Consider the following 25,965-nt stretch of genomic DNA (forward strand, 5'->3'; position numbering starts at 1 on the left):
TCCCCACCCCCCGCGCCACGACGACCAGGAGTTGACCCCGATGACCACCCCCGCGGATCGCTACGCCACAGACTGGCTCGCCAAAGCCCAGTTCGCCCGGACCTGCAATGAGTCGGGTGAACCCTGGCCCGCGTGGTCGATGGGTGAACTCCTCGCGGTGGCCGTCATTCTGCAAGACATGCGAAAGCTCGCCGACCTCGACTACACCGAAGTCGATGCCTTGGAACGTCTTCGATACGACATCGATTTGCCTGATCTCAATACCGCGGCGCGGTGGTTCGAGGATCTCCGCGCCCGGTTGTGAGCAACCAAGTACCCCATCCGGCCACGAAGGCCCCGGCAGTGCGGACACACCGCCGGGGCCGGTCGATCACAGAACGGACCTGCGATCATGACTCACGCTAATACCCCTGACCTCGACGCCACCAGCGAGGACACTCTCGACATCCACCCGCGCGTGCTGACCGGCGCCCTGATCACCGGCCTGGCCATCGCCATAATTGTCGGCGCAGCCTCGTTCAAACTGTCCTTCTCCACCCTGCTCGACCTCGCCGTCATGGCCGGCATCCACCCCGCCGACGCCTGGGTCATCCCCGTCGCCCTCGACGGACCGATCCTCGCCGCCGCCGTCATCCGGATCGCCCTCTCCCAGCACACTGACGCCGCCACCAAACGAGGCCGGCGACTCGTCGTGGCAGTTCTGACCGTCTCGGCGATCCTGTCCATCGCAGGCAACGCCTACCACGCCGTGTTGACCGCTACAGTCCTCAACGCCGCCGTCGCAGCAGCAATAGCAGCATTAGCGCCCGCGATGGTCCTGACGATGAGCGAGATCGTCGCCGTCGTCCTACGTGCACCCCGCCGCCGCCTGACCACGACCAAGATCGACACTTCCGGTACCCGCGACGACATCACCGCACCAGCTCGGGACGACGTCCCGACTGACCGCGCGGAGGTCGAGAACAGCAGCGCCGGAACGGTTTCGGGAATCGACAGGATTGACGAAGACCTCGACAACGGCCTGCTCAAGCCCGCCGTGTGGACCAGCGTCGACCTGTACCTTGCGCACCCTGACTGGTCGCTGAGCGACATCGCACGCCACCTCGATCTCCACACCTCCACAGTCTCCCGGCACATCAAGACTTGGACCCAGGTGCAGCAGAAGATCGCCAACGAGCGCAGCACCGTCCCGTCGACCGGCCACCAGCAGACCCTGGCCCCTGCGCATGCCGACCAGAACGTCGACGTCCAAGATGCAGACGCGGAGTATCGGTCCGACGAGGATTACGCACCGGCGGTTATCGACCGGGACTACGTGGGTGCGAGCCGATGACCCAAGAGCGAGCGGTCAAGACCCGCGCAGCCCTGATAGCAGGAGCTGCAAGGGAATTCGCCAACTACGGCTATGCCGCATCGTCGGTCAACCGCATTCTCGACACCACCGGGTGCACCAAAGGTGCAATGTACTTTCATTTCGCGTCGAAGCAGGAACTCGCCGAAGCCGTGCTGGATGCCGCCGCGACCGTCTACTCCACCATCGCGACGCGATGGGCCACCGAGGTCGACGTCCATTCCCTCGATGCCATCGCAGGGCTCGTCGATGACGCAGCGACAGCTTTCAGCGACGAACCTGCATTGCGCGCCGAGGCCAGGCTGAGTCTGGAGCCGGAATTTATCGACCGACGCCCGACACTGGCATGGGAAGAGGCCGCGGTTCAACTCGCGGCAGAAGCAGACGAATTGGAGTGCTTACGCAACGGTTTCACGGCTGAGAAGTTCGGGCGTGTACTGGCGGTGTCGCTGGCGGGTCACCGCTTGCTAGCTCACATCGTCCCGGTTGGGGTCACGGCATCGGTCCGAAGCGGATACACCGAGTCCCTCGATACTGTTGTCGCCGCCGCAGCCACTAAGACCGCGCCGACACGTCATCTCGTGTATGCGCGAGGAATAATTGTCTAGCTCACTTGACTAGAAAGTGTCCAATCGGCTAGACTAGAGTCATGGTTACCGAGCAGCCAACGCGGAAAGTGGTCAAGGCCCTCAAGGCGGCCGGGTTCACCTCGGTACGCACGGTGGGATCGCACAGTACGTGGGTCTCGGCCGACGGTGCAGTCAAAGTGACTGTGCCCGACGGACACCGGACGATCTCGCCCGGCGTCTACCGCAAGATCCTCGCAGCGATGAAGGAGGCCCAGTAGTGAGCAAGACCTATACGGTGTCGGTGACCAGGGACGGCAAGTGGTGGATGATCGCTGTCCCCGAACTCGACGCCCTCACCCAGGCCCGTCGCGTCGACGACGTTCCCACCGCGGCGAAAGAACTGATCGCCCTCGAAACCGGTGTCGCCCTCGCCGACGTCGAGATCGACCAACACATCGAGCTCGAACCCGGGGGAGAGGATCTGGCGGTCCGTATCGCCGAGATCGCGACCCAACGAGCACGCCTTGCCGAGGACGAAGCCCGCGTCAGAGCGAGCACCGAGGCCTTCGCGAAGAAACTCGCCGATGCTCAGGTTCCCGTCCGCGACATCGGAGCGCTTCTCGGAGTGACATTTCAGCGAGCCAGCCAACTGGTCAACAGCTGACCGCCCGACCGGGCGGGCGCGGCGGTCGGGATACTTGCTCCCATGACCAGCGACCGCAGTTTCGATCCGGATCCCGATCACGGACGGGCCGGATGGGTGACGCTGCCGAGCGGGCAGCGGGCCTACCGCTACGAAGACTCGGACGACCTGATCTATGACACGGGAACCGCGCCCGACGCCGCTGCGTCGAACTAGTCATGGACCCCATCGAACGCGCATCCATCATCGACGAGGGCTATGACCCCGACGACCCAACCGTGCGCGATGCCCTGGACGGCGTGGTGCAGATCCTCGCCGACCACCGCCACCTCACCGGCGAGCCTGAGCTCTCACTCGAGCACCTCGTCGACGCCGCGAGAGTGTACGAGCTGCATCCAGAAGGGACGCATGCTGGTAGTTCGACATCGAACAGGTGTTCGCATAGATTGGGGTGATTGATCCGTTCGGCGAAAGGCGCATCTCATGGCCGGTATCGCCAACGCCGCGTCCGACCTCGCAGGGCTCGACAAGGCCGCCCAGCTCGCAGCACTGCGCCGACAGATGGCCTCCATACCGGGACGTCGTGACCACGCGCCCACGGAACTGCCCGACCCGATTGCGCCCGTATCGGAGTCGGTAGCCGAGACGTCCGCAACGGGAGCCGCTCCTGCCGAGCCGCTCACGGCCACGCTGCGGGCGAGGAGCCTGCGCACCATCCCGACGCCCACGCCACTGTCGGAACTGCTGCCACACGGCGCAATGGCCCGCGGAACGACCCTGTCGATCACCGGAGCGGGATCCGTTCTCGTCGGCCTCGTGGCTGCCGTCAGTGCGGCCGGCCATCACGTCGCTCTGATCGGCCAGCCAAAGTTCGGGCTCCTCGCCGTACACGAACACGGTGGGGATCTATCGCGGGTGGCACTGATAGATCCAGGTGACGGAGACCCATTGGACGTCGCCAGCATCTGCATCGACGGGATCGATCTGGTCATCAGCACCGTGCACGGCCGCGACGTACCGCCGACTCGTGCGCGGTCGATCCTGGCTCGAACGCGTACGCACGCTGGAGTATTCGCGATCACGGACGGACACATGCCCGGTCTGGATCTGACGATTGCCTCTCGTCCCATTGCTGTCGGCGGCATCGAGGGAAGTCGAGGCCGGATCCGCTCGATCACCGTCGAGACCGCCGTTCACGGGCGTGGTATCTCCCAGCGCACCGGACGGTTCATCGTCACCGCCCCGGGCTTCGGCGAGCAGGGCCTACGCTGGTCGCCCGCTGCCGAGGGCGCATCCGCCGGGGCGGGGAGAACTCGGCGGCTGGCGGCGGCACAATGACCAGCGACCTCTACGCGAACTGGCCCGTCACGTTCGATCCTCCTACGCGCCGGATCGTCGATCCGCCTCAGCGAGTCCTGGTCAACATTGCGCTTACCGTGGCAGGTTTGTCCGGAGGCAACTCCTTCCGAGACGGGACGCCGCTCAAGGTCCGATCCGAAGGTCTCTAGCCAGTGACCTGTTGTTGTTGCAATCGATTTGATTGATTCCGGGTTGCGGGCGTGGTGCTTGCCGAAAGGCTTTTTCTCAGATTGCGTTGTAATGCAACTGCTTTCGGCGAGCCCTCTTGAGTGGAGTGCACACCTGCGTGGTGCGGCCGTCATTTTCGGAACAATGCGCGATCTGGTTCTGGTAGCCATATGGAGCTGGTTTCGTTGCTGCGGTAGCTGCCGGCGACGAAGTCGATCAACGAGTTGAGCGCAGGATGGGAGCTTGCTGTCTCCCGCCACAGAAGTGCCATGGGGTAGGCGGGCGTGGGGTTCACTATGGGTACACGACGAATATTGGGATGCCACGGCGTTGTGGTTCCTTCGCCGCCGAAAGTGACCAACGCCTGGGAGTCCGCGATGCGGTCGAGAATGTTGGTGAAACCTATCCCGCCGGGGTGCCGCTCGGAGTTGATTGTGACGCCGCAATCGGCGCTCAGCTGGCGGTAGAAGTCGCCTACTTCGGAGTCGAATCCGGCTCCGGGCACCCATGCGGTGAGGTCTGCGAGGCCGTCGAACTCGATGTGGTCGCACTGCGCGAGCGGGTGGCCGCTACCGACCAACAGATGCAGAGCGTCGAGGTAGGCCGGCGCAGCATTGACATAGGTCGGCAAACGATGAGCACTCCAGTTATGGCGGGCGAATGCAACATCCACTCGACCGGCGACCACCGCGTCTCGCGATGTCTTCGACGGTCCCATCATGATGACCTCGATCTGGGCGTCCGGGTGCCTCTCCAAGTAAAACCTCATCAGGTTTCCGTCGACGATCTGGGCACCATGCACCGCGACACGGAGTACCTGCATTTCTCGAACCGCTGCGATTGCAGTGTCGGCCGATGTAAGGACTGTGCGCGCGTGCGGCAGAAAGCGAGCACCGTGAACGGTCAGCGCGACGTTGCCGGTCTGCCGCTCGAACAAACGAGTGCCGAGTTGACCCTCGAGCTTGGCGATTCGCTTGGACACCGCCTGCTGGCTTACACCCAACAGAGACGCAGCCAGACTGAACTGACCCTCATCGGCAATAGCGACCATCGCGCGTAGCGCGGACAGATCCAGATCCAACTTCGCCACCTGCTCTACATCTAACAGTTGTTCGACTACGCGTGTCGATTGTTCGACTCAGTGTGACCCTAGCTGGTCATATGGCTGCCAGGGACGAGGTGGTCCCGACAACCAGTAGGCGTTCTTAGCTGATCGGGGTGACCAATGAGTCGAACGTCGTTCGTGCATTTGCACAACCACACCGAATATTCGATGCTCGACGGTGCCGCCAAGATCGGGGCCATGTTCGCCGAAGCGGCGCGGTTGGAGATGACGGCGGTCGGCATGACCGACCACGGCAACATGTACGGAGCCAGCGAGTTCTACAACGAGGCCAAGAAGGCCGGTATCAAACCGATCATCGGTATCGAGGCCTACATCGCCCCGGAATCACGATTCAACAAGAAGCGCGTGCTGTGGGGTGAGCGGAGCCAGAAGTCCGACGACGTCTCCGGTAGCGGCGCGTACACGCACATGACCATGGTCGCCGAGAATGCCACCGGCGTCCGAAACCTGTTCAAGCTGTCCTCGCTGGCATCCATCGAGGGCCAGCTGGGCAAGTGGGCCCGCATGGACGAGGAGATCATTGCCTCGCACGCGGAAGGCATCATCGCCACCACCGGCTGCCCGTCCGGCGAAGTACAGACTCGGCTCCGGCTCGGCCAGGAGCGTGAGGCGCTCGAAGCTGCAGCCAAGTGGCAGGAGATCTGGGGACCGGACAACTTCTTCCTGGAACTGATGGACCACGGCCTGTCCATCGAGCGGCGTGTCCGCGAGGGTCTGCTCGATATCGGTAAGAAGCTCTCCATCCCGCCGCTCGCTACCAACGACTGCCACTACGTCACCAAGGATGCTGCCGAGAACCACGAGGCGCTGCTGTGCATTCAGACCGGTAAGACTCTGAGTGACCCCACTCGCTTCAAGTTCGACGGCGACGGTTACTACCTCAAGTCGGCCGCCGAGATGCGTGCACTGTGGGACGACCAGGTGCCCGGTGCCTGCGACAGCACGCTGCTCATCGCCGAGCGAGTCCAGCCGTACGACGAGGTGTGGGCACCCCGCGACCGGATGCCGATCTTCCCGGTTCCCGAGGGCGATACCCAAGGCAGCTGGCTGACGAAAGAGGTCGACAGAGGCCTCGAATGGCGTTTCCCCAGCGGTGTGCCGCAGGAGTACCGCGAACGCGCCAAGTACGAGATCAGCGTCATCCTGGAAATGGGGTTCCCGGCGTACTTCCTCGTCGTCGGTGACCTCATCAACTACGCCCGTTCCGTCGGTATCCGGGTCGGGCCGGGCCGTGGTTCCGCGGCCGGATCGTTGGTGGCCTACTCCATGGGTATTACCAACATCGATCCGTTGCCACACGGGCTGTTGTTCGAGCGATTCCTCAACCCCGAGCGTGTGTCGATGCCCGATATCGATATCGACTTCGACGATCGTCGCCGCGGTGAGATGGTGCGTTACGCCACCGAGAAGTGGGGCAGCGATCGCGTTGCTCAGGTGATCACGTTCGGCACCATCAAGACCAAGGCGGCCATCAAGGACTCTGCGCGCGTGCAGTTCGGGCAGCCCGGTTTCGGGATCGCCGATCAGATCACCAAGGCGTTGCCGCCGCCCATCATGGCCAAGGACATTTCGGTTGCGGGCATCACCGATCCGTCGCACGAGCGCTACAAGGAGGCCGTCGAGGTTCGCGCGCTGATCGACTCGAACCCCGACGTCGCGACGATCTACAAGACGGCCAAGGGCCTCGAAGGCCTGATCCGTAACGCGGGCGTGCACGCGTGCGCGGTGATCATGTCCTCGGAGCCGCTCACCGACGCCATTCCGGTGTGGAAGCGCGCGCAGGACGGCGCGATCATCACCGGCTGGGATTACCCGTCGTGCGAGGCCATCGGCCTGCTCAAGATGGACTTCCTCGGTCTGCGCAACCTCACCGTCATCGGTGACGCGATCGACAACATCAAGGCCAACCGCGGAATCGACCTCGACCTCGACACCCTTGCACTGGACGACGCGGCCACCTACGAGATGCTCGCCAGAGGAGACAACCTCGGTGTCTTCCAGATGGATTCGGCTGGTATGCGAGAGCTTCTACTTCGCATGGCACCGACCGAGTTCAACGACCTCATCGCATCGAACGCACTGTATCGACCAGGTCCGATGGGGGTCGGAGCGCACTGGGCGTACGCGGACCGCAAGAACGGTCGCGAGGCCGTGACACCTATCCATCCGGAGCTCGAGGAACCACTCCGCGAAATATTGGGAGAGACATATGCCCTGATCGTCTATCAGGAGCAGATCATGCAGCTCGCGCAGAAGGTGGCCGGCTACACCCTCGGACAGGCCGACCTTCTCCGGCGAGCGATGGGTAAGAAGAAGCCCGAAGTGCTCGCCGCCGAGTTCGAGAACTTCCGAAACGGCATGCGCAGCAACGGATATAGCGACGATGCTGTCACCGCATTGTGGGAGGCCGTCCTGCCGTTCGCAGGCTACGCCTACAACAAATCACATGCCGCCGGATACAGCCTGGTCATGTACTGGACCGCCTACCTCAAAGCCAACTACCCAGCCGAGTACATGGCGGGCCTACTCACCTCGGTCGGCGATGACAAGGATAAAATCGCTATCTACCTAGCGGACTGCCGCACCAGAGGCATCGTCGTGCTGCCTCCCGACGTCAACGCCTCTCGCGTCGACTTCGCCTCGGTGGGCAAAGACATCCGTTTCGGCCTCGGTGCGGTCCGCAACGTAGGAACCAACGTGGTGGCGTCGATCATCAGGGCACGCGAGCAGACGAGCAAGTACGCCGACTTCTCGGACTACCTCGGCAAGATCGACGCCACTGCCTGCAGTAAGAAAGTCACCGAATCCCTCATCAAGGCCGGCGCGTTCGACTCACTCGACCATCCACGCAAGGGCCTGATGCTCATTCACGCCGACGCAATCGACGCGGTGATGGGCACCAAGAAGGCCGAGGCGATCGGTCAATTCGATCTGTTCGGCGGCGAGGACGCCGACGAGTCCATCTCCGCAGTGTTCAACGTCCGAGTGCCGGACGAGGAGTGGGACACCAAGCACAAGCTCGCACTCGAACGAGAGATGTTGGGACTGTATGTGTCCGGCCACCCGCTCGACGGCATCGCCACTTCGCTCAGATCGATGACGGACACCTCCATCGCGGCTGTGCATGCCGGAAAGGTTCGTCACGGCCAGAAGATCAAGATTGGTGGCATCGTCGCCGCTGTCGACCGTCGCGTGAACAAGAAAGGTGAGTCGTGGGCCATCGTCGAGATCGCTGATCTCGACGCTGCCACCGAGATACTGGTGTTCTCGACGACCTACGCCGGCTCCCAACATGCGCTCACTGAGGATTCAGTCTTACTTGTTACCGCAAACGTCAGTATTCGCGAAGGTAGAACGTCAGTCGTTGCAGTCGACATCTCCGTGCCTGAGCTGGGGAATGCCGACCCATCTCTTTCCCCAATGACCCTCACCCTCGCGGTGCACTCCTGTACACGACCGAACATCGAAGCCCTCCGTGAAACTCTGCAACGCCATCCCGGGAACACCGACGTTCACATCGCCCTGACCGGCACGACGACGACACGGTGGGCAACCGATCCGAAGTTTCGAGTACACAAGACACCAGCCCTGTACGGCGATCTCAAGGCCCTGTTCGGAGCCAATTGCCTGACAACCTCCCCGCCCAGCGCAGCGAATGCGTAGATCCCCTGGACGACGATTTCATTCCAGAACGGACACGCTCCAGCAACAGTGACGGACAGGCCAGCGAAGTGTTGTTGTTGGAGTCGATTTGACTGATTTCGGGCCGCGGTCGTGGTGCTTGCCGATACGGTGGTTTTCAATGGTCGGTATTTGTCGGTGGCAGGTGTTCTGGTGTGATCCAGCCAGTTCGTCGGCTGATGTCGTCGACGATCCGGCGCTGGCCGGGTTGCCCTCATTATCGGAGTGGGCCCGCCGGCACGGGACGCGTGCGGGACAACCGTTTCTACTGCGTGCGGATGGCCACGGCGTGCCGGAGGTCGACGAGTTCTTCGCTTCGCCCCGGATGCGTAGCTGCAAGCAGGGAACGCTCCGCAAGTATGCGTTCACACTCGCGACGTGGATGGGTTTCCTCGACGCGATCGAATGCTGTTGGTACGAGGCAAGTTCCGATCAGGTCGATGCGTTCAAGTTCTGGCGGATGACTGATACGGCAAACCCGGTACGCGTTGCAGGTGGCACCGTCAGATCGGATCTGGTCGCGATCAGCACGTTCTACGAGTGGGCACACCGCACTTATGGTGTAACGAATCCGGTGCTACGCGTGGCAGTCCGTGGTCACCGCCCCAGAGAAATAGCTACCGAGGCATATCAGGCGACTCCGCACGTGGTGCGTGATCGTGACGTGAAGTGGCTCGACCCAGCAGGGTACCGGCGATGGCGTGACATCGGATTGCGTGGTCTGGACCGGCGTGGTCGAGAAGCGGAGGGGTGGCGTGGCCGGAACGCACAGCGCGACACCGCGTTCGCCGACGGCCTGTACGGAACGGGGTTGCGGTTGTCGGAGTGGGCGAGTGTGTTGATGGTCGAGCTGCCGGTCGACGATGCCAGCCGGGGGTTCACGACGTGCCGGTTGGCGGCGGCCTGTGCGAAGGGCAGCCGCGGTCGCAGGTTCTGGATGCCTCGCGAAACGTTGGCCGACGTACGTGCCTATGTGGAGGGCGAACGAGCCCAAGCCGTACGGCGAGCACGTCGGGAGGGCCGTTACGACCGGATCCTGGAGCGCAGGATCGTGATTCGGATGCTCGGTGGCCGCCGGCTCGAACTCCGTGACCGTGGCGGTGCCAAATCCGTGGTGTCGTTGGACGCCCTCGACCCGGCCGCGCGGCTGTATCTGTTCCACGACGATGCCGGCGGGCTAAGCCCGGCGTCGCTGTGGGTGAACGAGGACGGCATGCCGCGGATACCGCATGGTTGGCAGCACACGTTCGTCACCGCAAACCGGCGAGTCGAGCGTGAAGGTTTGATCGGGTTGGCCGCGACCGCGCACATGTTGCGGCACTCGTTCGCTTTGCGATGGTTCTCTGTCGGTCGGTTGCTGTACGAACGGCGCTTCGCCCACCTCGATGCCGAGGAGATGCGGGACTACCGGGCACAGTTCGGCGACACCTGGTACTTCGTGATGACGCTGCTCGGGCACGCCGATGTAGCCACCACGATGAACACCTACCTGGAGCCGTTCCGCGATCTGGACGTCTCGCTACTGATCGAGCACGCGCACGGTGCGGCCATGGACCGAGTATTGACGGATCTGTTCCGAACCGACCCTCGGGTGCTCACCGACCCACTTGCCGATACTGAGCTCTCATGAGCGCACAAGGCCGTCGAGCGCAACTGCCCGACCTGGGCTACACATCTCCCGGACGGCACGAGCCGTTGGGGAACAACCGTTTTCGAGTCGTGTTCCATCCAGAGCGTGGTGGCCGCCCGACCACGTTCGACCTCTCCGACCTGCCAGTTACAGAAGCGATGTGTGAGTGGCTTACCGCAGCGCTCGCGAAAGGAACCGGGCCGAGCGGGTCCGCCCGAACATTGGCATCGGCACGGACATTGCTCGGCGCAGCACGGTCGTTCGCTCGATACTTGGACTCGGCGGATCGGTCACCGGCGACGCCGGCGCAGCTGCACGGGACACATTGGGATCAGTATGTGCTGGCGCAACGGGTGTCGAACCGGCGAACACAGGTGATCAATCTGCGCAGCTTGCTGCGACATGGCAGCGATGTGCCCGACGATTTCGCGGCGAGGATGCATCGCACCCAGATCAGTTCGAGCAATCAGAAGTTCCAGGCCTACAGTGCCGCAGAGTTCACACGGATTACGGCAGCAGCGAAATCGCATGTGCGCGAATGCGTCCACCGGATTCATGGGGGTCGTGCTCTGTTGGCTCGGTGGAGGGCCGGGGAGATCGATCGGGACCTCGACAAACACGGCTGGGAGCGAGGGTGGCTACTCGATCACATCGACCGCCACGACCAAGTGCCCCGGTACTCGAACGGTTCGAGACACAATCTTTCCACCGCACATGGAGGGACGGCGGCGTTGTTCGCCGAGTTGTATCCCACACCCCAGGATGTCGCCGCTGCGGCAGCGTTGTTGATCTGTTTGACCGGGCACAATCTGTCCGCGATCGCCACGCTCCCAGCACGGCATCACAGGCCGGACGGCGACGCAGGAGCCTCCCGCACGGCGATCGTGGAGACGATCAAACCCCGGCGCGGTCGACATCACGCCCACCAGAGCATCGCCTTGCACGAAGCGGCCGCGTCCGCTCCAGCCCGGCTCGACTTGTCCAGTGCGTACGCGGTGTATCAGGTCGTTCACGATATTTGCGGACCGGTGCGCGCTCGCGCCGAAACCGAGGTGCTGTTCGCCTATTTCACGCCGAAGAACGGCATGCTGTTCCTGCCAGGGTTACGCCGCAACGTGCTCGGCGAATGGGCACAAGCCCGCGGTGTGCTCGGCGACACGGTCGACGAGACCGGTCAGCCTGCCCCGCTGCGACTCGACAGCAGACGACTACGGATGAACTGGCTCGAACAGCACCAGCAACCGGTCGCACACACCGAGCAGACACTCGCCAACGACTATCTCGCCCGGCATCGCGGCAACCTCGCGGAATACCAGCAGATCGTGGCCGCCACCCTCGACGAGCAGGTCACCGAAGCGCGACGCACCTCGGTGATGCGCAGCCTGACCGAGAAACAAATCGAACACGCTCGCGCCGATCCGGGCGCAGTCGCCGCTCAAGTCGGACTCACCGCCAGCGTGCTGACTGACCTGTTGGGTGGCCGTCTCGACACCGTTGTCGCCGGCTGTGTCGACAACACCCACAGTCCACACGCCCCCGCGGGGCAGCCGTGCACGGCATCGTTTCTGCTGTGCTTGTCGTGCCCGTGCGCGCGGGCAACCCCACAGCACCTGCCGGTCATCGCCGAAGTCCACGACAGACTGCAACACAAGGCGAAGGAGATGACGCCGCTGCGGTGGGCGCAGCGATTCGCCGGCCCCGTGGCTCAACTCGCCGACGTGATGAGCCGATACCCCGACACCGTCATCGAGGAGGCGCGCACACACGTGAGCGAGGAACAACGAACACTTGTAGCCAGGTTCCTAGCGCGCAACCTGGACATCCGATGACCACGACCAACGTCCTCACCGACGATGGCGATGCGAGGTTCCCGGGATCGGAAACCGTTGTGCTGCAGAATCGCCCGTTGCGGGCCGATACCGACGTAACCGCACTCTCCCGATTCGGTGACCAATGCTGGAATCTGACGCCTGCGTTGTTGGCTCCGCACGCACGAAGCACCTCGCTCAACTTCGGGTCCGTGCACCCCGATTTCGTTTGCACACTCAAACACCTGTACTGGGCGATGATCAACCATGACGGTGACGACGCCACTGTCAACAGACATCATCGCGGGGGCACGCCCGCGATGCTGACGATCTCGACCATGTTCCGGTTCACCCGCGCCTTCACCGACTGGCTGGCAGCGCGTGGATGTCGATCGCTGATCCAGGTCAGCCCCGCCGATCTCGACGACTACCTGGTGCACGTCAAAACCGCGGAGACGACGCACGCCAATCGAGAGGACCTCCTCGCCGCAGTGATCAAGATGTGGGGCTACCGGAAACTCGTGCCAGAATCCGATCGTCTCCCACCCACACCGCTGTGGAACGGCGAACGTGTCTACCGGCTGCTCGAAGCCTCACGCCATGTGGAAATTCGAACCCCACGCATTCACCCCGACACCATGAACAGCCTGCTGGCATGGTCGCTGCGGTTTGTCGAGGACTTCGCCGACGACATCACGGCCGGCTTCGGTGAATACGAACGGCTCCACCGACGCATGCTACCCACCCGTCTACGCCCTGACCGGGTACGGCGCCGACCCGGCGAACTCGTCACCGATCTGCACACCCTGCTCGATAGGTACCGCGATATGGGTCGTCCGTTACCGGGCATCCGTAGTCGCGGCGGTGAACTGATCCACCACCTGCCCTATCTGGCCCGGCTCCTAGACACCGCGCCCGATTCGCTCCGCCGTCCGGAGATCCTCGACATCCTGGGCCGGTCGGGGCTGCCGATCCGCGAAGGTGCACCGTTGCTGATACCGGCCACCGGCACCCTCGACGGGCAGCTATGGTGCGAGGACTCCATCGACGAACGCGAAGCCCACCAGCTCGCCCGCCACCTCACCGCCGCCTGCTTCATCGTCATCGGCTACCTCTCCGGCATGCGGATCGGTGAGGTACTCACCCTCGAACGCGGATGCCTGCAGCGGGATTCCGACAGTGGATTGCTGCTCGTTCGCGGTCGACACTGGAAAGGGGTACACGACGCCAGCGGCTCCACCGTGCCGCAAGGACAAATTCGTCCCGACCCCTGGGTGGTCGCCGATCCCGTCGCGACCGCGATCGGTGTGCTGGAAAGACTCCACCACGACTCGTTGCTGTTCCCGCACATGCTCGGCGAACACAACTCAGGGCCACGACAGTTCCGGACCGGGCAAGCCCGCACCACTGGCAGCATCAACACCGACATGGCCCACATGATCGGCTGGGTCGACTCCTACTGCGCAGCCACCGGCCGCACCGATGTCATACCACCCGATCCGACCGATCCGAGCATTCCCGCCCGCCGTCTGCGACGCACTCTGGCCTGGTTCATCGCCCGCAAACCACGAGGCCTCGTCGCTGCCGCAATCCAGTACGGTCACCTGAAAGTGCAGATGACCATCGGCTACGCCGGCAGTTATGCCTCCGGGTTCCCAGACGACCTGGCGTTCGAGGAGTGGCTCGCCCGACTCGACCTCCTCGCCGACGCGGACGAGCACCTTCGACACGGTGAACATGTCAGCGGCCCAGCTGCACACACCTACCGCCACCGCGTCGACGGCGCGCAACGATTCGCCGGACACGTCCTACGTACCAGCAGCGATGCACGCACCTTGCTCGCCAACCCGGACCTGCAGATCTACCCAGGACACGGGATGACCTGCGTCTTCGACCCGCGCCGGGCGGCGTGCCACCTCAGCCGAGACGACACCGACACCCGCCGCACCCCCGACCTCACCGATTGCCGACCCAACTGCGTCAACATCGCCCGCACCGACCGCGATATCGACGAACTCACCACCGACATCGAAACCCTCCGTGTCCTGGTCGACGATCCTCTGGCACCACCGATACGTGTCGCACGCGAACGACAACAACTACTTCGACTCGAAGACACTGTCACCCAACACAATCGACGCGAAAGCAACCGGCGATGACTCCTGAGAACACAACGGAACGCCACGCGATCGAAGCAGCAATAACGCGGCTCCTCGACGGCACACCGCAACGCTCGACCGGTGCCCTGAGCATCGTCCAGCTCGCCGTCGAAGCCGACGTCAAACGATGGGTTCTGACACACAAACACACCGACCTCGCCGAACAATTCACACGACGTGCACAAACACAGGACAAGATTCCAGCTGCGTTCCACAAGCTCGATCGACGCGTCAAAGCTGCTGAAGCAGCGAACGATCGCCTTCGGCAAGAAAACAATCGGTTACAGAAACAAGTCAACATCTACGCGCAGGTCATCCACGAACTCACCACCGAACGCAACGGAACAAGTCAGCAGTCACCTGCGCGCAAGCTTTCGCACATAACCACTCACAGGCACTGACCGGTCACCGCCGCGTGCACGGCCAGCGCGATGTTGCCCCATGCATCACTCACGCCCGTACCGTATCGTGATACGGTACGGACGTGAGTGCGAGGGAGATGTCGCGGACGCGGCGAGCAGGCGGAGCGAAACGAGCCCAGGTTCTGACCCATGTTGTGGCGGTTTTGTCGGAACGTGGTTATGCCGCAACGCGATTCGCTGACGTCTCCCAATCGTCGGGGGTCGCAGTGTCTACACTGCAGGGCTATTTCGGTTCCCGCGAGGACATGTTGATCGAGGCTCTGCGAGGCGCCACATCGGATGAAGTCGATGCGCTGGGATCGCTGGCCGCAGGCTTTGAGGATCCGTGGCATCAGCTGGTCGCGTTGGTCGATCGTGGATTGTCGACACCAGTACACACGTGGCGAATGCTGATGGAATTCTGGACCGCCGCAGCACACGACGACGAGTTGCGTGAGCGTGCCGCGGACCTCGCCCAGCACTACCGCCGTCCTTTCCTCGCGGCTGTGTCACGCGGCGTGGAGTCGGGATCGTTCGACCCCCGTTTCGAGGTTTCCGCGATTGTCGATGTTGCGGTCGCGACCATGGATGGGCGGCTCTACCCGCTCGTACTCGATCACCGAGCCTCGGCTGATCTTGATTACCGCGACGTGGTGCTTGCGCAGCTGGCCTTCGCCCTCAGGGCTGACGCATGACGATCCTCGTTACCGCGGCGAGCGGCAAGGTCGGTAGGGAAGTCCTTGCGCAGCTTCAGGATCGGGGAGCGGATCTGCGGCCGGGATCGCGGCGCAGCGCGATACCCCTGAACTGGACCGATCCGACGACCTGGCCCGCCGCACTCGACGGTGTCGAGCGAGTGTTCGTGATCGTGCCCGGTGGTGATGACGGCCACCGATCCGTACTCGGACTCGGCTCTGCAGTGTGTGATTTTCTGGATCTCGCCAGTCGTAGCGGCGTAACCCACGTCGTGTTGATGACCGCGCTGGGAATGAACTACGCACCAGCCGAAGTCGAGCAACGCGCTGTCGAATTGCACCTACAGCGAAGCAAACTCGCATGGACGATTTTGCGACCGAACTGGTTCTTTCAGAATCTCGTCGACGGTCCGCTGCATACCATCGCCGAAGCCGGACACGGAACGCTGCGGCTCCCGACATCAGATGCCGCAGTCAGCTTCATCGATACCCGCGACATCGCTGCGGTCGCTATCGAAGCCCTCCTCGGCGACCACACCTACCGGGAATACGACCTGACCGGACCACAAAGTCTCACCTTCGCCGAGGTCGCCGACACCTGCCGCAACTCGAACGTGCTCGTGGACGATTACCAGCCGGTGACCGCTGCACGGTTCCGCGCGATGGTGATCGAACTGGGGTGGCACCTCGACTACGTCGACACCATCAGCGGCTTGTTCACCACCATCGCGGCCGGACACGCCGCACCGGTGTTGCCCGACGCCACGAATATTCTCGGCCGCCCTACCCGACGATTCGGTGAGTTCGTTCAGGAGATTCGATGATTCTGACCGACCGGATCGCTCATGGCGTGGCCGCCGGGGACGTCACTGTTGCGTACCGCCGCTGGACGGATACACGAGGAATCAAGGCCGGCTCGACCCTGCGAACCGTGGCAGGAATCGTCCGCATCGACCGGGTCGATCGGGCTGATCTCGAACACCTCGATGTGTCCGCCGCCGGCTATGGCAGCCGCGACGAGCTGGTATCGACGCTCCGCGGCGACGAAGCGGTTCCGCTCTGGCAAATCACCCTGCGATGGATCGGCCCAGATCCCCGAGAGGCACTTGCCGCAAACACGCTGCTCACGTCGGCGGACATCGACGAAATCAGCACCGTTTTGAATAAACTCGATGCCCGCGTCTGCTGGGCGGAGCCCACCCTGTATCGACTCGCCGAACAACCTGGCATGACCGCAGCGCAGCTCGCCGAAGAGCTGCCGATCGACAAGGACGCGCTCAAGCGCCGTATCCGAACGCTCAAGGAACACGGCATCACTCGCAGCCTGCCGTCGGGCTATCAGCTTTCCCCTCGCGGCCACGCATACCTCGCCGCCACCGACCCCGCTCAGCGTGAACGGGTATCGACCTGAGCTAGCCTCCGTCGAAATCGGCTCGCCTTCCTCGGATTATGAATCTACGCTGCTGCAATTGTGACCGTAGCTACGACTCGACTGGACCTTCTGCGCTGGCAGTTCGATCTGACCTGGGCGCTCTTCGAGCTACATCTTGAGGAACTGACGTCCGAGATGCTTCGGTGGGAGCCAGCACGAGTGTGCTGGAACGTACGAATAGATGAACACCGACAGTGGACTGCGGACTGGGACGAGGCGGAGCTCGACCCGATCCCGGTGCCGACGATTGGGTGGCTCACATGGCACATCGGCTGGTGGTGGACGGTGGCCCTGGACCACGCGCAAGGTAAAACGCCGCGTGAACGGATTGAGATCGTGTGGCCTGGTGACCTCGACGGAGTTCTGGCGTGGCTGCGCGATCTCCGGCTCGACTGGCTCGAAATTTTGGCCGGCTACGCTGACTGCGACTTGGATGCCCCGTCGTCTTACCCGTGGGGCAAAGGCTCGGAGAACACCGTCGCTCACACCGTGGCGTGGTTGAACGCGGAGCTGATGAAAAACACAGCCGAGATCGGCCAACTCAGACTGCAGTGTTCGGCTTCCTGAGACGCTTGTTCGAACAGTTGGGCGTGCTCGCGTAGCGCTTCAGCCACCATTTCTAAGGTCCTGTGGTGCCCGAGATGGCTACACCCTTCGACGCTTTACATGCTTGGATATCGAACGCGTCGCGCGACAATGACGTTCTCCCAGAACAAGTCAGTCCAGCAACGTCAAAGGCGCGCCGCCCGGCCTGCTTCATGCGTGGGCCAAAACGTCTTCTCTGCACTAGTCAAGTCGACACTTCCGTCGATTTTGCTTGGCTCGGGCGTAGCAGAATCAGACGTATGGCCGCGTCAGCAGCTCGACCAAGTGCCCGCCCGGGTCGAGGACGTAGAGAGCGCGGCCACCGTCCTCATGCCGAATCTCGTTGTGCGAGCGCTTCGGATCGCCCCAGTATTCGGTCTGAGATTCGATCAGCGATGCGAGGGCTCGATCGAAATGCTCGTCGTCTACGAGGAATGCGAAGTGTAGGGAATCAAAGTCTGTTGGGGCTTTGGCGAGTTGCAGGAGCACGCCGTTAGACATGATCAGGTTGGCGAACGGCCCCCATGAAGGAGCATCGGCAATCTCCAGCAGGTTCCGGTAGTACGCCGCCGAAACCTCGGCGTCGTTGGCGGGAATGATGATGTGGTTGAAAGTGGCAGCCATTGGATCTCCAATCGTCGAGGGTGAGTGCTGATCATTCAGCTCGACGGCGGGGCCCGACAGCATGCCATGTGCACCAGAGAAGTCACGGCGACCGGGAGTTGGTCCAGCGTCAGGTGCCGTGGTCCCTCGCGGCTAGTCACACGAAAACGACGGGTGCAACGAGATCATCGTCGGCTCCCAAAATGTTCGACGCCTCCATACCTGACAGGGACTGCCAACGGCACGCGACGTTGCGTCAACGGTAGCCCACGTGATCTGGCTCGTCCACGTGTGTGCGCCGGGCAGCTTTCTTCTAGGAACCGTCACTACTCGAAACCAGCTGACGAATAGCCCGGTTCATCGGGGACATGCCTGGAGCGCCTGGCTTAGCGCCTTCATCCTGAGCGGCAGCAACAGTTGCGAATAGGCGAGAGATCCGAGGGGCTCGCAATGGATTCCCAATCGCCCGGCCTGCTCCATGCGTGGGCGAAAACGGGTTCTCTGCACTAGTCAACTCGTAAGCGGTGAGCGCCCCCGGTCAGGTAGTGACACGAACTCGCCGTAAGACGTATTCTCGGACCAACGACATTAATCGACTCTTGCGGCATAGCCACAGGGAGATTTGGAGTTCAAGTAATGGTCAGCGTGCAAGGTTCCACGCCTGAAGGCAACAGCGACCTTCTCGTATTCGTCGACGATCTACCAAGCCCGCGCGTCGAAGACGCGCCCGCGGACGTGTGGACCGAGGCTCGGACTTTCTATGCGCGGGACGCCTTCGATATTGTGGGTACGTTCGACAGCAATTCCCAATCTGGGTACAAATTTTCGGCTGCTTCCACAGAAAATTGACGTCTTAGTCAGCCAAAGCCGGGCAAGTGACAATTCCTCCGCCCATCAGCTGCCGAGGAGAGAATAGTTTCTACACGGGGCGGGCAAGCATGGTAGCGAATACGAAGTCGTGATCAAAAGAGCCAAATGGCGGTGCCACCAATGAACTGCTGGAGCAAGCACTAAGAGGTCCTCACACCCGGTGTCGCGTTGTTCGCTAGTGGCTGTACCAAGGTTGTGGGCTGTCGGGATCGTCTTCGGTAATGTCGATGCTGGTGTACCCGAGAAGTCCTTGGATTGCGACGGAGCTTGCTCCGATTGTTGCGAAGTGGGGGTCAACGTCGTTCGCGATACACCACGCGCGGTCGGCAGGCCAGATGAACGATGGGATCGGCAGGTTGTCGGCACTGGAGTTGTCGCGGGAGTCCACCCAGCCAAGCAGATCGCTCGCGGCACCATTGAACAAGACTGCTTCACGACTGATGAAGGGGACTTTCACCGGGCCCACTAGCTCGATTCCACCCCACCCCTCCCAAATGGCGAAGTAGCAGTTGTCGGGCGTAGTGGTGTAATTGGCGAGATGCGAGACGGCGATTGCCAGTTGCTCGATCTCCGGCAGCAATTCGTCAATTACGTCGGCATCGCTTGCGCGCTGACCAGGATAAGACGGGTCTGGAATGAACCGCAGGCGTGCGTATGCCTCGTAACCGAGCGGGCCGCGCACCAATAGGTCCGACCAATCGCGGTCGGTGGAGAGTAGCCACTGTGCTGGGGTCGCATCGGTGCACGGTCGAACTGTCACGCGGTCATTGTTACACAACGAACTGTTCACATATGGAACCGAACGGACACAGCACCGCTGACATCGAGCAACTTCACGATATCTGGAGTCGGTGGCCGCGCCCACGAGGAACAGTCGAGAACTGCTGCGGCGCGGTCTGTGCAGTAGTTCAGAGGTGACTCTGCATATTGGAACTGGTCGTATTGCTCAGCTCAGTCTTGAATTCAGTGGGGGTGTGCCGACCACGTCTTGGCCTGGGTGAAGCGTGTCCTGGAGTTCCGCCAAGGTTGCATCGGTCAAACTACCCGGTCCCAGGCCTAGTGCGCATGCCCAGTCGAATTCGTGCGTGGACCATGCTCGGATCGGCGTCGGGTAGTGCCGTGTCCAGTTCGCGGGGAGCAACCAGTCTTCGGCGGAGCGCGCGCGTCGCCACAGTCGGCCGGCGCCTTTCTCGAAATCGGCTTCGAAGCTCTCGGGATGTTCGGGGTCTCGTCGCACCTCGGTCGGCGTGAAGTCGACCAGGACATTCGCCTGTATACGTAGCGCGCTGACGTTGTCGTGGAACCATTGCATGTTGCTCTTCGATCGTTCAATCGAGCGCGCCCGATCCTCGGCGAAAACGTTGCGCGCCATTCTGACCGGGCCGCTCCACACGAACGTCGAATCCGAAGCGTTCTCCGGCAGGACACAATCGACGTACTCCGCGCTGCCCTCCGGGGACTCCTGCTTCAATACGGTCCCGGTCTCGGTGTCGATCGTCAGCACCATCGACGAGCCCTCGCTGCCGGTCTTCAATTCCACTTTCCAGCAGCGCCGTCCGATGAATTCGACCTCTTCGATTGGACGCGTAGGTCTGGTGAGGCCCGGCCGCGCCCAATGTTCGACCGGCCGGGAGACGATCAGCTCCCGGCCCGGGTCGTGTATCCGTGTGTTGAGCTCGTTCGTTTCGATCGGATCATCGTGGCCGGCTTGAAACACCCAGCACTTCTGGCCGTTGGCAATGAACAGCGGCTTTCCGTCGAGGGACTCCATGCGCGTCTTTCGACCGAAACGGACCAGGCGGACTTCGCCGAGCCCGAAACCCACATACGACGGAACGACGCCGTAGTGCGCGTCGTAGACGCGTCTCGGACCGATGTCGGCGTGATGTGCGCGGGCGATACCCATGACCGGCCGTTGCGGGCCGTCGACGATCTTGAGCAGTACCTCGTCCCAATGCGTCATACGTACAACACCCCCCCGATGGCGTGCGACCGACCCGGGTAGGCGCGGGTGTCTGCCCGCTCCATCAATTCTGTCGGGACATAACGGGTTACGTCGTCGAGACGTCGACCCTGTTCGTCGTACAGGCTGAGTCGGGTTACCAAAGTGAACCCCTCGTAGTCATTGTGGGTGAAACTGATATGCAACCGGCCATGCGGCCAGTCCCCGAGGAATTCGGCTCTCACATCGTGCATTCGCTTCGAGAACTGGCGCCCGTCGAGTCGACGAATGCAGTAGCGAACGTACGACGCATGATCCGGAGGCTCGGGAGCGACGGTGCGGCAGTAGCCCGTGACATCCAGATCGTCGATCGCTGCTTCGAGTTCGGACGCTGCTGTGTCTGTCGACAGTCGAACAAAGTGGCGGTCCGCACCGTCCATAGATCTGATAAGAAGCCAGAGCTGGTCGAGGTACTCGGCGTGATGTACCCCGTCCACGGTCACGCAGGCCAGAACATCCGTTCCGCGGTAGTGAAGCCAGACACGGCCCTCATGGGAGGCAATCGTCAGTACAGGTGACGGGGAAGGATTCTCCGGCCGAGACACGATCCGGTCGATCCGTCCGGATGTCGGTTCGAGAAGCACTGCAACAGGCTGGGTTTCGTCGATCACCCACAGTCGGTCGGCAGCGAAACAGGTATATCGTGGGCGCAAGAGTCTGCGCTCGGACGACGGGGCGCTCATGCGCCTTTCTGCAGTGTCATGTCCGCTACAGTACCTCACCCCCCTCGACACGTCGTCGATTCACAAGCGGGAACCTTGACGGTGAACGCGCGTAGGACTGAGCTACTTTCGTTGTGCGGCCAGTTCGGCGTGGCGATGGGCGACGGAGTCGCTGTATCCGAGCATCGCGGGGGTCGCGGAGGAAATACCTGGGTGACGAGGGTGCGCAGCGATGTCGCGCGGCGCACACGGAGGTTGATACCGACGGCTCTGAGGCGGTTCATGAGGTGTGGGGTACAGGTGCAGGCCGGTGCGGAAGCTCGCCATCATGGGTGCCACCTACTACGACTACCCGGGTCTCATCGCCGAGCTGCGGAAAGAGTTCTTTCTCGAACTGGCCCCAGCGGAGGAGTACGAGAGTTGGATCGGGCAAACAGTGGACGATGTCCTGCAAGCAGGGATGAGTCGATGACATTGCGGGTGTTGACCGTGACGGTCGAAGGTTGGTGATCTAGGACGCGGATCTGTGCGTCCACCCGCAGTCGAGTAGCCCTCGTCGCTCTGCATCGAATTCTTCGCCGTGCCGATCCGCGTACAGACCCAAGAGTGATGTCGATTCGTCAGATACTCCAGGATCTCGTCCCCGTTGTGATCTTTCGGCTTCCCGTCCTACGTCCTCGATCGATCCACAAAACGTTGCTGCAACACCCGATAGCAACAGCGAACAATGGATACTCAACGTCGATCTCACGACGACAACTCTACGAGGCACCGGCCCACTCGCCGCAATCGAACCATCCCGACCGTTATGGTGCGTCCCAGCCCAGTATCGAGTCCGCGAAGGTGGGAACCCACACTCCATCGAATACCGTTCCAGACTCGAGGCTATCGGCCACGTCGGACAGCATCGCGCTTATCGACACCCAGGTCGGTCCGCTGGCGTCGCCCTCTCGTTGATACACACTCACGGACCCGTGTAGATCTCCGGTACGCAGGTCGATGATTACATATTCCCTGTCATCACCGGCGATGGGAACGAACGCGTCGAGAAACGCATCCGTCGGGGACCCTGCAGGTTTGTTCGACCACTCCGCGAGGTGTGCCAATTCTGGATAGTCCAGCAACTTTTGCATTCGATCTCGAACTTCGATCAATTGCGCACGCGCTGAGACCATCTCACCGACCCCGTAGAGCGCTCCGTAGGGAGTGAGCCGATCGGACGGCTTGTCGACGAGAAACAGTTCGACGAGCTCTTTCGGCCATGCGTACCTCCGACCGCTGCGCCGACTCGACCGCGATCATGTCGGGCCGTTCCGCACCAGCTTCTGGAGAAACAGAGCCGATCAGGCCGCGAATTCGGTGAATCTACTCTACAACGGAAGTCGCCACCGTCGGCGAAGTCGTCGGCCCGCGCTGCTCGGCGGCAACCATCGCCTCACGCAGTGACTGGCCGCGAGCACGTTCCGCCGCCGCGCCAATTCGGAGTTGGCCTGCCAATGTCTCATCGTCTAGATCGAGGTCGGTCATCGGCATGGTCGATCCGTGCATGTCTGCGGGACCGGTTCCGAACCTGATCGAAAGATAGGGAGCGAAATCGGCCTCGCGTGCGTCACGGACGAGCCGCGCCAGCTGGATGGCAGCGACAATCGCTTCTCCCTCGCCCTGCGCGACGCCGTCGAAGTACTCGCTGAAGCGGCCGGCGTCGAACACCACCGTCCAGCTGCGCGCGACGTTAGAAACAACCATCCACTCATTATCGCAGTGCTGCGGGTTATCACCTGAGAATTGGATCTCTGCGTGCTATTCGTCTCTGACCAGCGTGGGGCAGTGCTGACATACCTGGGAATGCACCATCTCTTCTTCGAGCGGCGCGAACGTGTGTGACCGGAAGCTGGACCCCTCGGCGGGGAGCGTAAGTTACGTCGTCCGACCTGTCGGAGCCATGGCTGATCGGACTCGAATCGAGCGGCTCGGCCATGACCTCCATGTGCGTCAGTACGGTTCCACCATCGAGAACATCGATTGGGTAGCGATGTACGACCAGGACGGCGGAGCGGTCTGGCTCGAAGTGGGCGTCCTGACATTCGTCGTGCAACAGACCAGCGAACCCGTCGGACCATGCATTATTGGGTACGTGGACGAACGCCACACAAACTGGAACGATGCGCTGGTGCGTTCATTGATTGCGGCAGGGGCCGCTGCGTTCTTTGTCGGCGGCCTGGTCTGTGTCGCACTCGTTTCATGGTGGCTGGGGCAGCCGACGCAGTGTATTTCGAGCGCGCCGCTGACCTCGCTCATGAGCGACCCTGCCGCACCGTCGACGAACTCCCTCTGCCCGGGCAGAGATGCCGATCTTGTTCCCTATCTGATCGCCGGGCCCCTGGCAGCTGCGGTCATCGGAGCGGTCACTGGCCTCATCGCATGGCGCGCGGGATTTCGAGTGGCTCGCACTGAGTAGGTGGCTCGCCGCCGCGGTCACCGCGTCCCGCCGACACGACTGGTGTAACACCACCGGGCGCTCCGGCACGTGGCACATGCCCGACTGGGCATCGGTCGCCGAACAGTTCGACGCCGCCCACCTCACAGTCCGGGGCTATCTCACCACCGCTGGCAACGCAGTACCGGTGCACCTTTCCGATGTCGAAAGCGCCAGCGTCCTGGCTGGTTGAACACCCGACGCTACCCACTGGCTCGATTTCGACGCCGCCCACCTCACAGTCCGGGGCTATCTCACCACCGCTGGCAACGCAGTACCGGTACACCTTTCCGATGTCGAAAGCGCCAGCGTCCTGGCTGGTTGAACACCCGACGCTACCCACTGGCTCGATTTCGACGCCGTCCACATCACCGACACAGCGATCGAGTATCACCGCGATGACGACGCCGCTGGACAGCCACCCACCCACGGCGCGACCGATAGAACCTCTCAGCAGGCCGATCGGAGGATCGACGTGACTCCTGGTGGTGCGGCTGGTAGGTACTTCGCTCTCGGGCACACACAAAGCCTTAGCCGCCCAACGCCAAGCCGCAGTGCACAACGACTAGACTTTCTCAATGCTGGTCGTGGAGAGCAGAAGCACGCCACTCTCGCCGCCTGTTCGGTTCGTGCGAGAGGCCCTACTTCATCCTGGTGGGCATCCTCGCAATTCTGGGTTTCCTTGGCCATTGACGCTCGAAGGCGAACAGCTACCCCGGATAGTGGAAAGCGCAGCAGAAGATCGCGTCGTTTGGAGTTCGCCGTGGCGCGAAGCTCCGGGGCTTTTCATCCAGTTCGATCTGGCCGACGACGGTGCAGGCGGAACTGTCCTTCGCTGGACGCTTCTCACCCCCACACCAGCGCCCTCGATCGCGACGATCAACCAACTGCGCGAACAAGCAAGCCGCTTGGTCAACATCGATCTGAGGAACGCGCTTACCTACTAGGTGCGTGTCCCGAAATGGGAAAAGGCAAAAGACTGCGCTGGAACATCGCAGTTTTCGAGAACTGCAAGGCCGCCGGTCCGAGTGAGGATTATTCGATATGGACTCAATGGCGATCGCTTCCTCGTAAAAGTATGCGCGGCCGTTCGATGTGAACGCGGTTTGGAAGGTGTGGTGGGTGGGGTGCCCAGGCATGCTGCGTTGGTTGGTGGGGCGCTGAGGTCGGATCGATGTCAGTCGGTCCTGTGGCCGTCGACGCGGAGTGTGGTGAGCCAGGTAGTAAGTGTGTGTCCGAGGGTGGTCACCATTCTCGGTCCGTAAACGCAGAGCGTTTGTTCCCACGGGTGACCGAAAGTTCCTTCGCGGAAATCGTCTTGCGCGAAGATGTAATAGTCGCCGTTCGGGTAGACGGGCACGCGCCACTCCGCGTCCTCCCCTGCGACGGCGTGGGCGTTTGCGTCGAAGCGGTAGCACATGTGTTGCCAGTCGAGTACGACGAAGGTGGGGTCGTCGGCGAATTCGGTGACGAAGCACCGCAGGGCTTCGGCGTTGATCGCGTCTACTCGCGCGGCGAAGGAGGATCCGGTGCGCACGTCATCGGCGCCGAGGTCGAATGCCATCGATGGGGCGGGTTCTGCAATAGCGGGCCAGGCGTCAGGCTTGGTCCCCGGACGGAACCCGAACTTGCCTTTAAATGTGGCCCAGTGCTTGGCCTCCAAATCCTTGCCCAGTTCCGACCACCCAACGGGGAGCGCAGACCTGAAGTCTCGGGTCCTCTTCGTTGCCATCTGATCATCGTTG

Annotated in this window: 29 protein-coding genes and 1 pseudogene; 21 read left to right on the forward strand and 9 right to left on the reverse strand. The window is 62.3% G+C overall.

The genetic code is table 11. The features are described 5' to 3' along the window. From J1M86_RS10590 to J1M86_RS10630, 9 genes and pseudogenes are all read left to right on the forward strand, one after another. Positions 1-304, forward strand: a pseudogene (locus J1M86_RS10590) (hypothetical protein); the annotation flags it as partial. An 87-nt stretch (positions 305-391) separates the two neighbouring features. Then, the gene (locus tag J1M86_RS10595; protein ID WP_206509750.1) at positions 392-1,333 is read left to right on the forward strand and encodes a DUF2637 domain-containing protein; all 942 of its coding nucleotides are present in this window, start codon (positions 392-394) and stop codon (positions 1,331-1,333) included. Beyond that, complete coding sequence (locus tag J1M86_RS10600; RefSeq protein WP_206509751.1) at positions 1,330-1,959, forward strand: TetR/AcrR family transcriptional regulator; 630 nt, start codon at positions 1,330-1,332, stop codon at positions 1,957-1,959. Before J1M86_RS10595 ends, J1M86_RS10600 begins: the two co-directional genes overlap by 4 nt. Positions 1,960-2,000: 41 nt before the next feature. After that, complete coding sequence (locus J1M86_RS10605; RefSeq protein WP_206509752.1) at positions 2,001-2,198, forward strand: type II toxin-antitoxin system HicA family toxin; 198 nt, start codon at positions 2,001-2,003, stop codon at positions 2,196-2,198. Then, positions 2,198-2,584 carry a HicB family toxin-antitoxin system gene (locus tag J1M86_RS10610; RefSeq protein WP_206509753.1) on the forward strand — a complete coding sequence of 129 codons (387 nt, stop codon included), beginning with the start codon at positions 2,198-2,200 and terminating at the stop codon, positions 2,582-2,584. The genes J1M86_RS10605 and J1M86_RS10610 overlap by 1 nt, the downstream gene beginning before the upstream one ends. 42 nt (positions 2,585-2,626) lie before the next feature. Continuing rightward, positions 2,627-2,779, forward strand: a complete 153-nt coding sequence (locus tag J1M86_RS10615) for a hypothetical protein (RefSeq protein ID WP_206509754.1) — start codon at positions 2,627-2,629, stop codon at positions 2,777-2,779. Between the two features lie 2 nt (positions 2,780-2,781). Next, positions 2,782-3,018, forward strand: a complete 237-nt coding sequence (locus tag J1M86_RS10620; RefSeq protein WP_206509755.1) for a hypothetical protein — start codon at positions 2,782-2,784, stop codon at positions 3,016-3,018. A gap of 28 nt (positions 3,019-3,046) precedes the next feature. Next, a complete protein-coding gene (locus J1M86_RS10625; RefSeq protein WP_206509756.1) occupies positions 3,047-3,901 on the forward strand; it encodes a hypothetical protein in 855 nt (284 codons plus the stop codon). Next, positions 3,898-4,071: a hypothetical protein gene (locus J1M86_RS10630; RefSeq protein WP_206509757.1), complete on the forward strand. Its 174-nt coding sequence runs from the start codon at positions 3,898-3,900 to the stop codon at positions 4,069-4,071. Before J1M86_RS10625 ends, J1M86_RS10630 begins: the two co-directional genes overlap by 4 nt. Before the next feature lie 149 nt (positions 4,072-4,220). Here the strand turns inward: J1M86_RS10630 and J1M86_RS10635 are convergent, their stop codons facing one another. Further along, the gene (locus tag J1M86_RS10635) at positions 4,221-5,180 is read right to left on the reverse strand and encodes a LysR family transcriptional regulator (protein WP_206509758.1); all 960 of its coding nucleotides are present in this window, start codon (positions 5,178-5,180) and stop codon (positions 4,221-4,223) included. Between the two features lie 135 nt (positions 5,181-5,315). Between J1M86_RS10635 and dnaE the strand changes: the two genes are divergently transcribed. From dnaE to J1M86_RS10680, 9 genes are all read left to right on the forward strand, one after another. Continuing rightward, the gene (gene dnaE / locus J1M86_RS10640; protein ID WP_206509759.1) at positions 5,316-8,879 is read left to right on the forward strand and encodes a DNA polymerase III subunit alpha; all 3,564 of its coding nucleotides are present in this window, start codon (positions 5,316-5,318) and stop codon (positions 8,877-8,879) included. A 139-nt stretch (positions 8,880-9,018) separates the two neighbouring features. Further along, a complete protein-coding gene (locus J1M86_RS10645) occupies positions 9,019-10,527 on the forward strand; it encodes a hypothetical protein (RefSeq protein WP_206509760.1) in 1,509 nt (502 codons plus the stop codon). Further along, a complete protein-coding gene (locus J1M86_RS10650; protein WP_206509761.1) occupies positions 10,524-12,356 on the forward strand; it encodes a hypothetical protein in 1,833 nt (610 codons plus the stop codon). Before J1M86_RS10645 ends, J1M86_RS10650 begins: the two co-directional genes overlap by 4 nt. Continuing rightward, a complete protein-coding gene (locus J1M86_RS10655; protein WP_206509762.1) occupies positions 12,353-14,494 on the forward strand; it encodes a hypothetical protein in 2,142 nt (713 codons plus the stop codon). The genes J1M86_RS10650 and J1M86_RS10655 overlap by 4 nt, the downstream gene beginning before the upstream one ends. Beyond that, positions 14,491-14,895: a hypothetical protein gene (locus J1M86_RS10660; RefSeq protein ID WP_206509763.1), complete on the forward strand. Its 405-nt coding sequence runs from the start codon at positions 14,491-14,493 to the stop codon at positions 14,893-14,895. Before J1M86_RS10655 ends, J1M86_RS10660 begins: the two co-directional genes overlap by 4 nt. Before the next feature lie 98 nt (positions 14,896-14,993). After that, positions 14,994-15,590 carry a TetR/AcrR family transcriptional regulator gene (locus J1M86_RS10665; protein ID WP_274611692.1) on the forward strand — a complete coding sequence of 199 codons (597 nt, stop codon included), beginning with the start codon at positions 14,994-14,996 and terminating at the stop codon, positions 15,588-15,590. Further along, positions 15,587-16,414 (forward strand): NAD(P)H-binding protein, encoded by an 828-nt coding sequence (locus tag J1M86_RS10670; protein ID WP_206509765.1) that lies wholly within the window; start codon positions 15,587-15,589, stop codon positions 16,412-16,414. The genes J1M86_RS10665 and J1M86_RS10670 overlap by 4 nt, the downstream gene beginning before the upstream one ends. Beyond that, on the forward strand, positions 16,411-17,001 hold the full coding sequence (locus J1M86_RS10675) for a hypothetical protein (RefSeq protein WP_206509766.1): 591 nt from the start codon (positions 16,411-16,413) through the stop codon (positions 16,999-17,001). The genes J1M86_RS10670 and J1M86_RS10675 overlap by 4 nt, the downstream gene beginning before the upstream one ends. 60 nt (positions 17,002-17,061) lie before the next feature. Further along, positions 17,062-17,589, forward strand: a complete 528-nt coding sequence (locus J1M86_RS10680) for a DinB family protein (RefSeq protein WP_307786596.1) — start codon at positions 17,062-17,064, stop codon at positions 17,587-17,589. 270 nt (positions 17,590-17,859) lie between these two features. Here the strand turns inward: J1M86_RS10680 and J1M86_RS10685 are convergent, their stop codons facing one another. The 4 genes from J1M86_RS10685 to J1M86_RS10700 all read right to left on the reverse strand — a co-directional run bounded on the left by J1M86_RS10685 (position 17,860) and on the right by J1M86_RS10700 (position 21,693). After that, positions 17,860-18,294 (reverse strand): VOC family protein, encoded by a 435-nt coding sequence (locus J1M86_RS10685; RefSeq protein WP_241259756.1) that lies wholly within the window; start codon positions 18,292-18,294, stop codon positions 17,860-17,862. A gap of 961 nt (positions 18,295-19,255) precedes the next feature. Next, positions 19,256-19,870 carry a hypothetical protein gene (locus J1M86_RS10690; protein ID WP_307786597.1) on the reverse strand — a complete coding sequence of 205 codons (615 nt, stop codon included), beginning with the start codon at positions 19,868-19,870 and terminating at the stop codon, positions 19,256-19,258. Positions 19,871-20,026: 156 nt separating this feature from the next. Beyond that, positions 20,027-21,043 (reverse strand): hypothetical protein, encoded by a 1,017-nt coding sequence (locus J1M86_RS10695; RefSeq protein ID WP_206509767.1) that lies wholly within the window; start codon positions 21,041-21,043, stop codon positions 20,027-20,029. Then, on the reverse strand, positions 21,040-21,693 hold the full coding sequence (locus J1M86_RS10700) for a hypothetical protein (protein ID WP_206509768.1): 654 nt from the start codon (positions 21,691-21,693) through the stop codon (positions 21,040-21,042). The genes J1M86_RS10695 and J1M86_RS10700 overlap by 4 nt, the downstream gene beginning before the upstream one ends. A gap of 361 nt (positions 21,694-22,054) precedes the next feature. Between J1M86_RS10700 and J1M86_RS10705 the strand changes: the two genes are divergently transcribed. Beyond that, a complete protein-coding gene (locus J1M86_RS10705; protein ID WP_206509769.1) occupies positions 22,055-22,216 on the forward strand; it encodes a hypothetical protein in 162 nt (53 codons plus the stop codon). A gap of 334 nt (positions 22,217-22,550) precedes the next feature. On the opposite strand, the gene J1M86_RS10710 is transcribed toward J1M86_RS10705, so the two are convergent. Further along, complete coding sequence (locus tag J1M86_RS10710) at positions 22,551-22,877, reverse strand: hypothetical protein (RefSeq protein ID WP_206509770.1); 327 nt, start codon at positions 22,875-22,877, stop codon at positions 22,551-22,553. Between the two features lie 232 nt (positions 22,878-23,109). Continuing rightward, positions 23,110-23,490: a hypothetical protein gene (locus J1M86_RS10715; protein WP_206509771.1), complete on the reverse strand. Its 381-nt coding sequence runs from the start codon at positions 23,488-23,490 to the stop codon at positions 23,110-23,112. Between the two features lie 196 nt (positions 23,491-23,686). Between J1M86_RS10715 and J1M86_RS10720 the strand changes: the two genes are divergently transcribed. Further along, entirely contained in the window at positions 23,687-24,202 is a 516-nt protein-coding gene (locus J1M86_RS10720) for a hypothetical protein (RefSeq protein ID WP_206509772.1), read from the forward strand. Here the strand turns inward: J1M86_RS10720 and J1M86_RS10725 are convergent. After that, complete coding sequence (locus tag J1M86_RS10725) at positions 24,159-24,650, reverse strand: hypothetical protein (protein WP_206509773.1); 492 nt, start codon at positions 24,648-24,650, stop codon at positions 24,159-24,161. The two genes, J1M86_RS10720 and J1M86_RS10725, sit on opposite strands and share 44 nt — an antisense overlap. A 259-nt stretch (positions 24,651-24,909) precedes the next feature. Here J1M86_RS10725 and J1M86_RS10730 point away from each other — a divergent pair, with 259 nt between their 5' ends. After that, a complete protein-coding gene (locus J1M86_RS10730; RefSeq protein ID WP_206509774.1) occupies positions 24,910-25,167 on the forward strand; it encodes a hypothetical protein in 258 nt (85 codons plus the stop codon). Between the two features lie 230 nt (positions 25,168-25,397). On the opposite strand, the gene J1M86_RS10735 is transcribed toward J1M86_RS10730, so the two are convergent. Next, complete coding sequence (locus J1M86_RS10735; RefSeq protein ID WP_206509775.1) at positions 25,398-25,952, reverse strand: DUF2716 domain-containing protein; 555 nt, start codon at positions 25,950-25,952, stop codon at positions 25,398-25,400. Positions 25,953-25,965: the final 13 nt, after the last annotated feature.

The sequence above is a fragment of the Rhodococcus sp. KRD197 genome, from assembly GCF_017168235.1.
Taxonomy (GTDB): Bacteria; Actinomycetota; Actinomycetes; order Mycobacteriales; family Mycobacteriaceae; genus Rhodococcoides.

Excerpts from the sequence above, each read along its gene's own strand:
- J1M86_RS10595 (WP_206509750.1), top strand. The coding sequence starts at position 392 with ATGACTCACGCTAATACCCCTGACCTCGACGCCACCAGCGAGGACACT.
- J1M86_RS10600 (WP_206509751.1), top strand. The coding sequence starts at position 1,330 with ATGACCCAAGAGCGAGCGGTCAAGACCCGCGCAGCCCTGATAGCAGGA.
- J1M86_RS10605 (WP_206509752.1), top strand. The coding sequence starts at position 2,001 with ATGGTTACCGAGCAGCCAACGCGGAAAGTGGTCAAGGCCCTCAAGGCG.
- J1M86_RS10615 (WP_206509754.1), top strand. The coding sequence starts at position 2,627 with ATGACCAGCGACCGCAGTTTCGATCCGGATCCCGATCACGGACGGGCC.
- J1M86_RS10620 (WP_206509755.1), top strand. The coding sequence starts at position 2,782 with ATGGACCCCATCGAACGCGCATCCATCATCGACGAGGGCTATGACCCC.
- J1M86_RS10625 (WP_206509756.1), top strand. The coding sequence starts at position 3,047 with ATGGCCGGTATCGCCAACGCCGCGTCCGACCTCGCAGGGCTCGACAAG.
- J1M86_RS10630 (WP_206509757.1), top strand. The coding sequence starts at position 3,898 with ATGACCAGCGACCTCTACGCGAACTGGCCCGTCACGTTCGATCCTCCT.
- dnaE (WP_206509759.1), top strand. The coding sequence starts at position 5,316 with ATGAGTCGAACGTCGTTCGTGCATTTGCACAACCACACCGAATATTCG.
- J1M86_RS10645 (WP_206509760.1), top strand. The coding sequence starts at position 9,019 with ATGGTCGGTATTTGTCGGTGGCAGGTGTTCTGGTGTGATCCAGCCAGT.
- J1M86_RS10650 (WP_206509761.1), top strand. The coding sequence starts at position 10,524 with ATGAGCGCACAAGGCCGTCGAGCGCAACTGCCCGACCTGGGCTACACA.
- J1M86_RS10655 (WP_206509762.1), top strand. The coding sequence starts at position 12,353 with ATGACCACGACCAACGTCCTCACCGACGATGGCGATGCGAGGTTCCCG.
- J1M86_RS10660 (WP_206509763.1), top strand. The coding sequence starts at position 14,491 with ATGACTCCTGAGAACACAACGGAACGCCACGCGATCGAAGCAGCAATA.
- J1M86_RS10665 (WP_274611692.1), top strand. The coding sequence starts at position 14,994 with ATGTCGCGGACGCGGCGAGCAGGCGGAGCGAAACGAGCCCAGGTTCTG.
- J1M86_RS10670 (WP_206509765.1), top strand. The coding sequence starts at position 15,587 with ATGACGATCCTCGTTACCGCGGCGAGCGGCAAGGTCGGTAGGGAAGTC.
- J1M86_RS10675 (WP_206509766.1), top strand. The coding sequence starts at position 16,411 with ATGATTCTGACCGACCGGATCGCTCATGGCGTGGCCGCCGGGGACGTC.
- J1M86_RS10685 (WP_241259756.1), bottom strand. The coding sequence starts at position 18,294 with ATGCTGTCGGGCCCCGCCGTCGAGCTGAATGATCAGCACTCACCCTCG.
- J1M86_RS10695 (WP_206509767.1), bottom strand. The coding sequence starts at position 21,043 with ATGACGCATTGGGACGAGGTACTGCTCAAGATCGTCGACGGCCCGCAA.
- J1M86_RS10710 (WP_206509770.1), bottom strand. The coding sequence starts at position 22,877 with ATGCAAAAGTTGCTGGACTATCCAGAATTGGCACACCTCGCGGAGTGG.
- J1M86_RS10715 (WP_206509771.1), bottom strand. The coding sequence starts at position 23,490 with ATGGTTGTTTCTAACGTCGCGCGCAGCTGGACGGTGGTGTTCGACGCC.
- J1M86_RS10720 (WP_206509772.1), top strand. The coding sequence starts at position 23,687 with ATGGCTGATCGGACTCGAATCGAGCGGCTCGGCCATGACCTCCATGTG.
- J1M86_RS10735 (WP_206509775.1), bottom strand. The coding sequence starts at position 25,952 with ATGGCAACGAAGAGGACCCGAGACTTCAGGTCTGCGCTCCCCGTTGGG.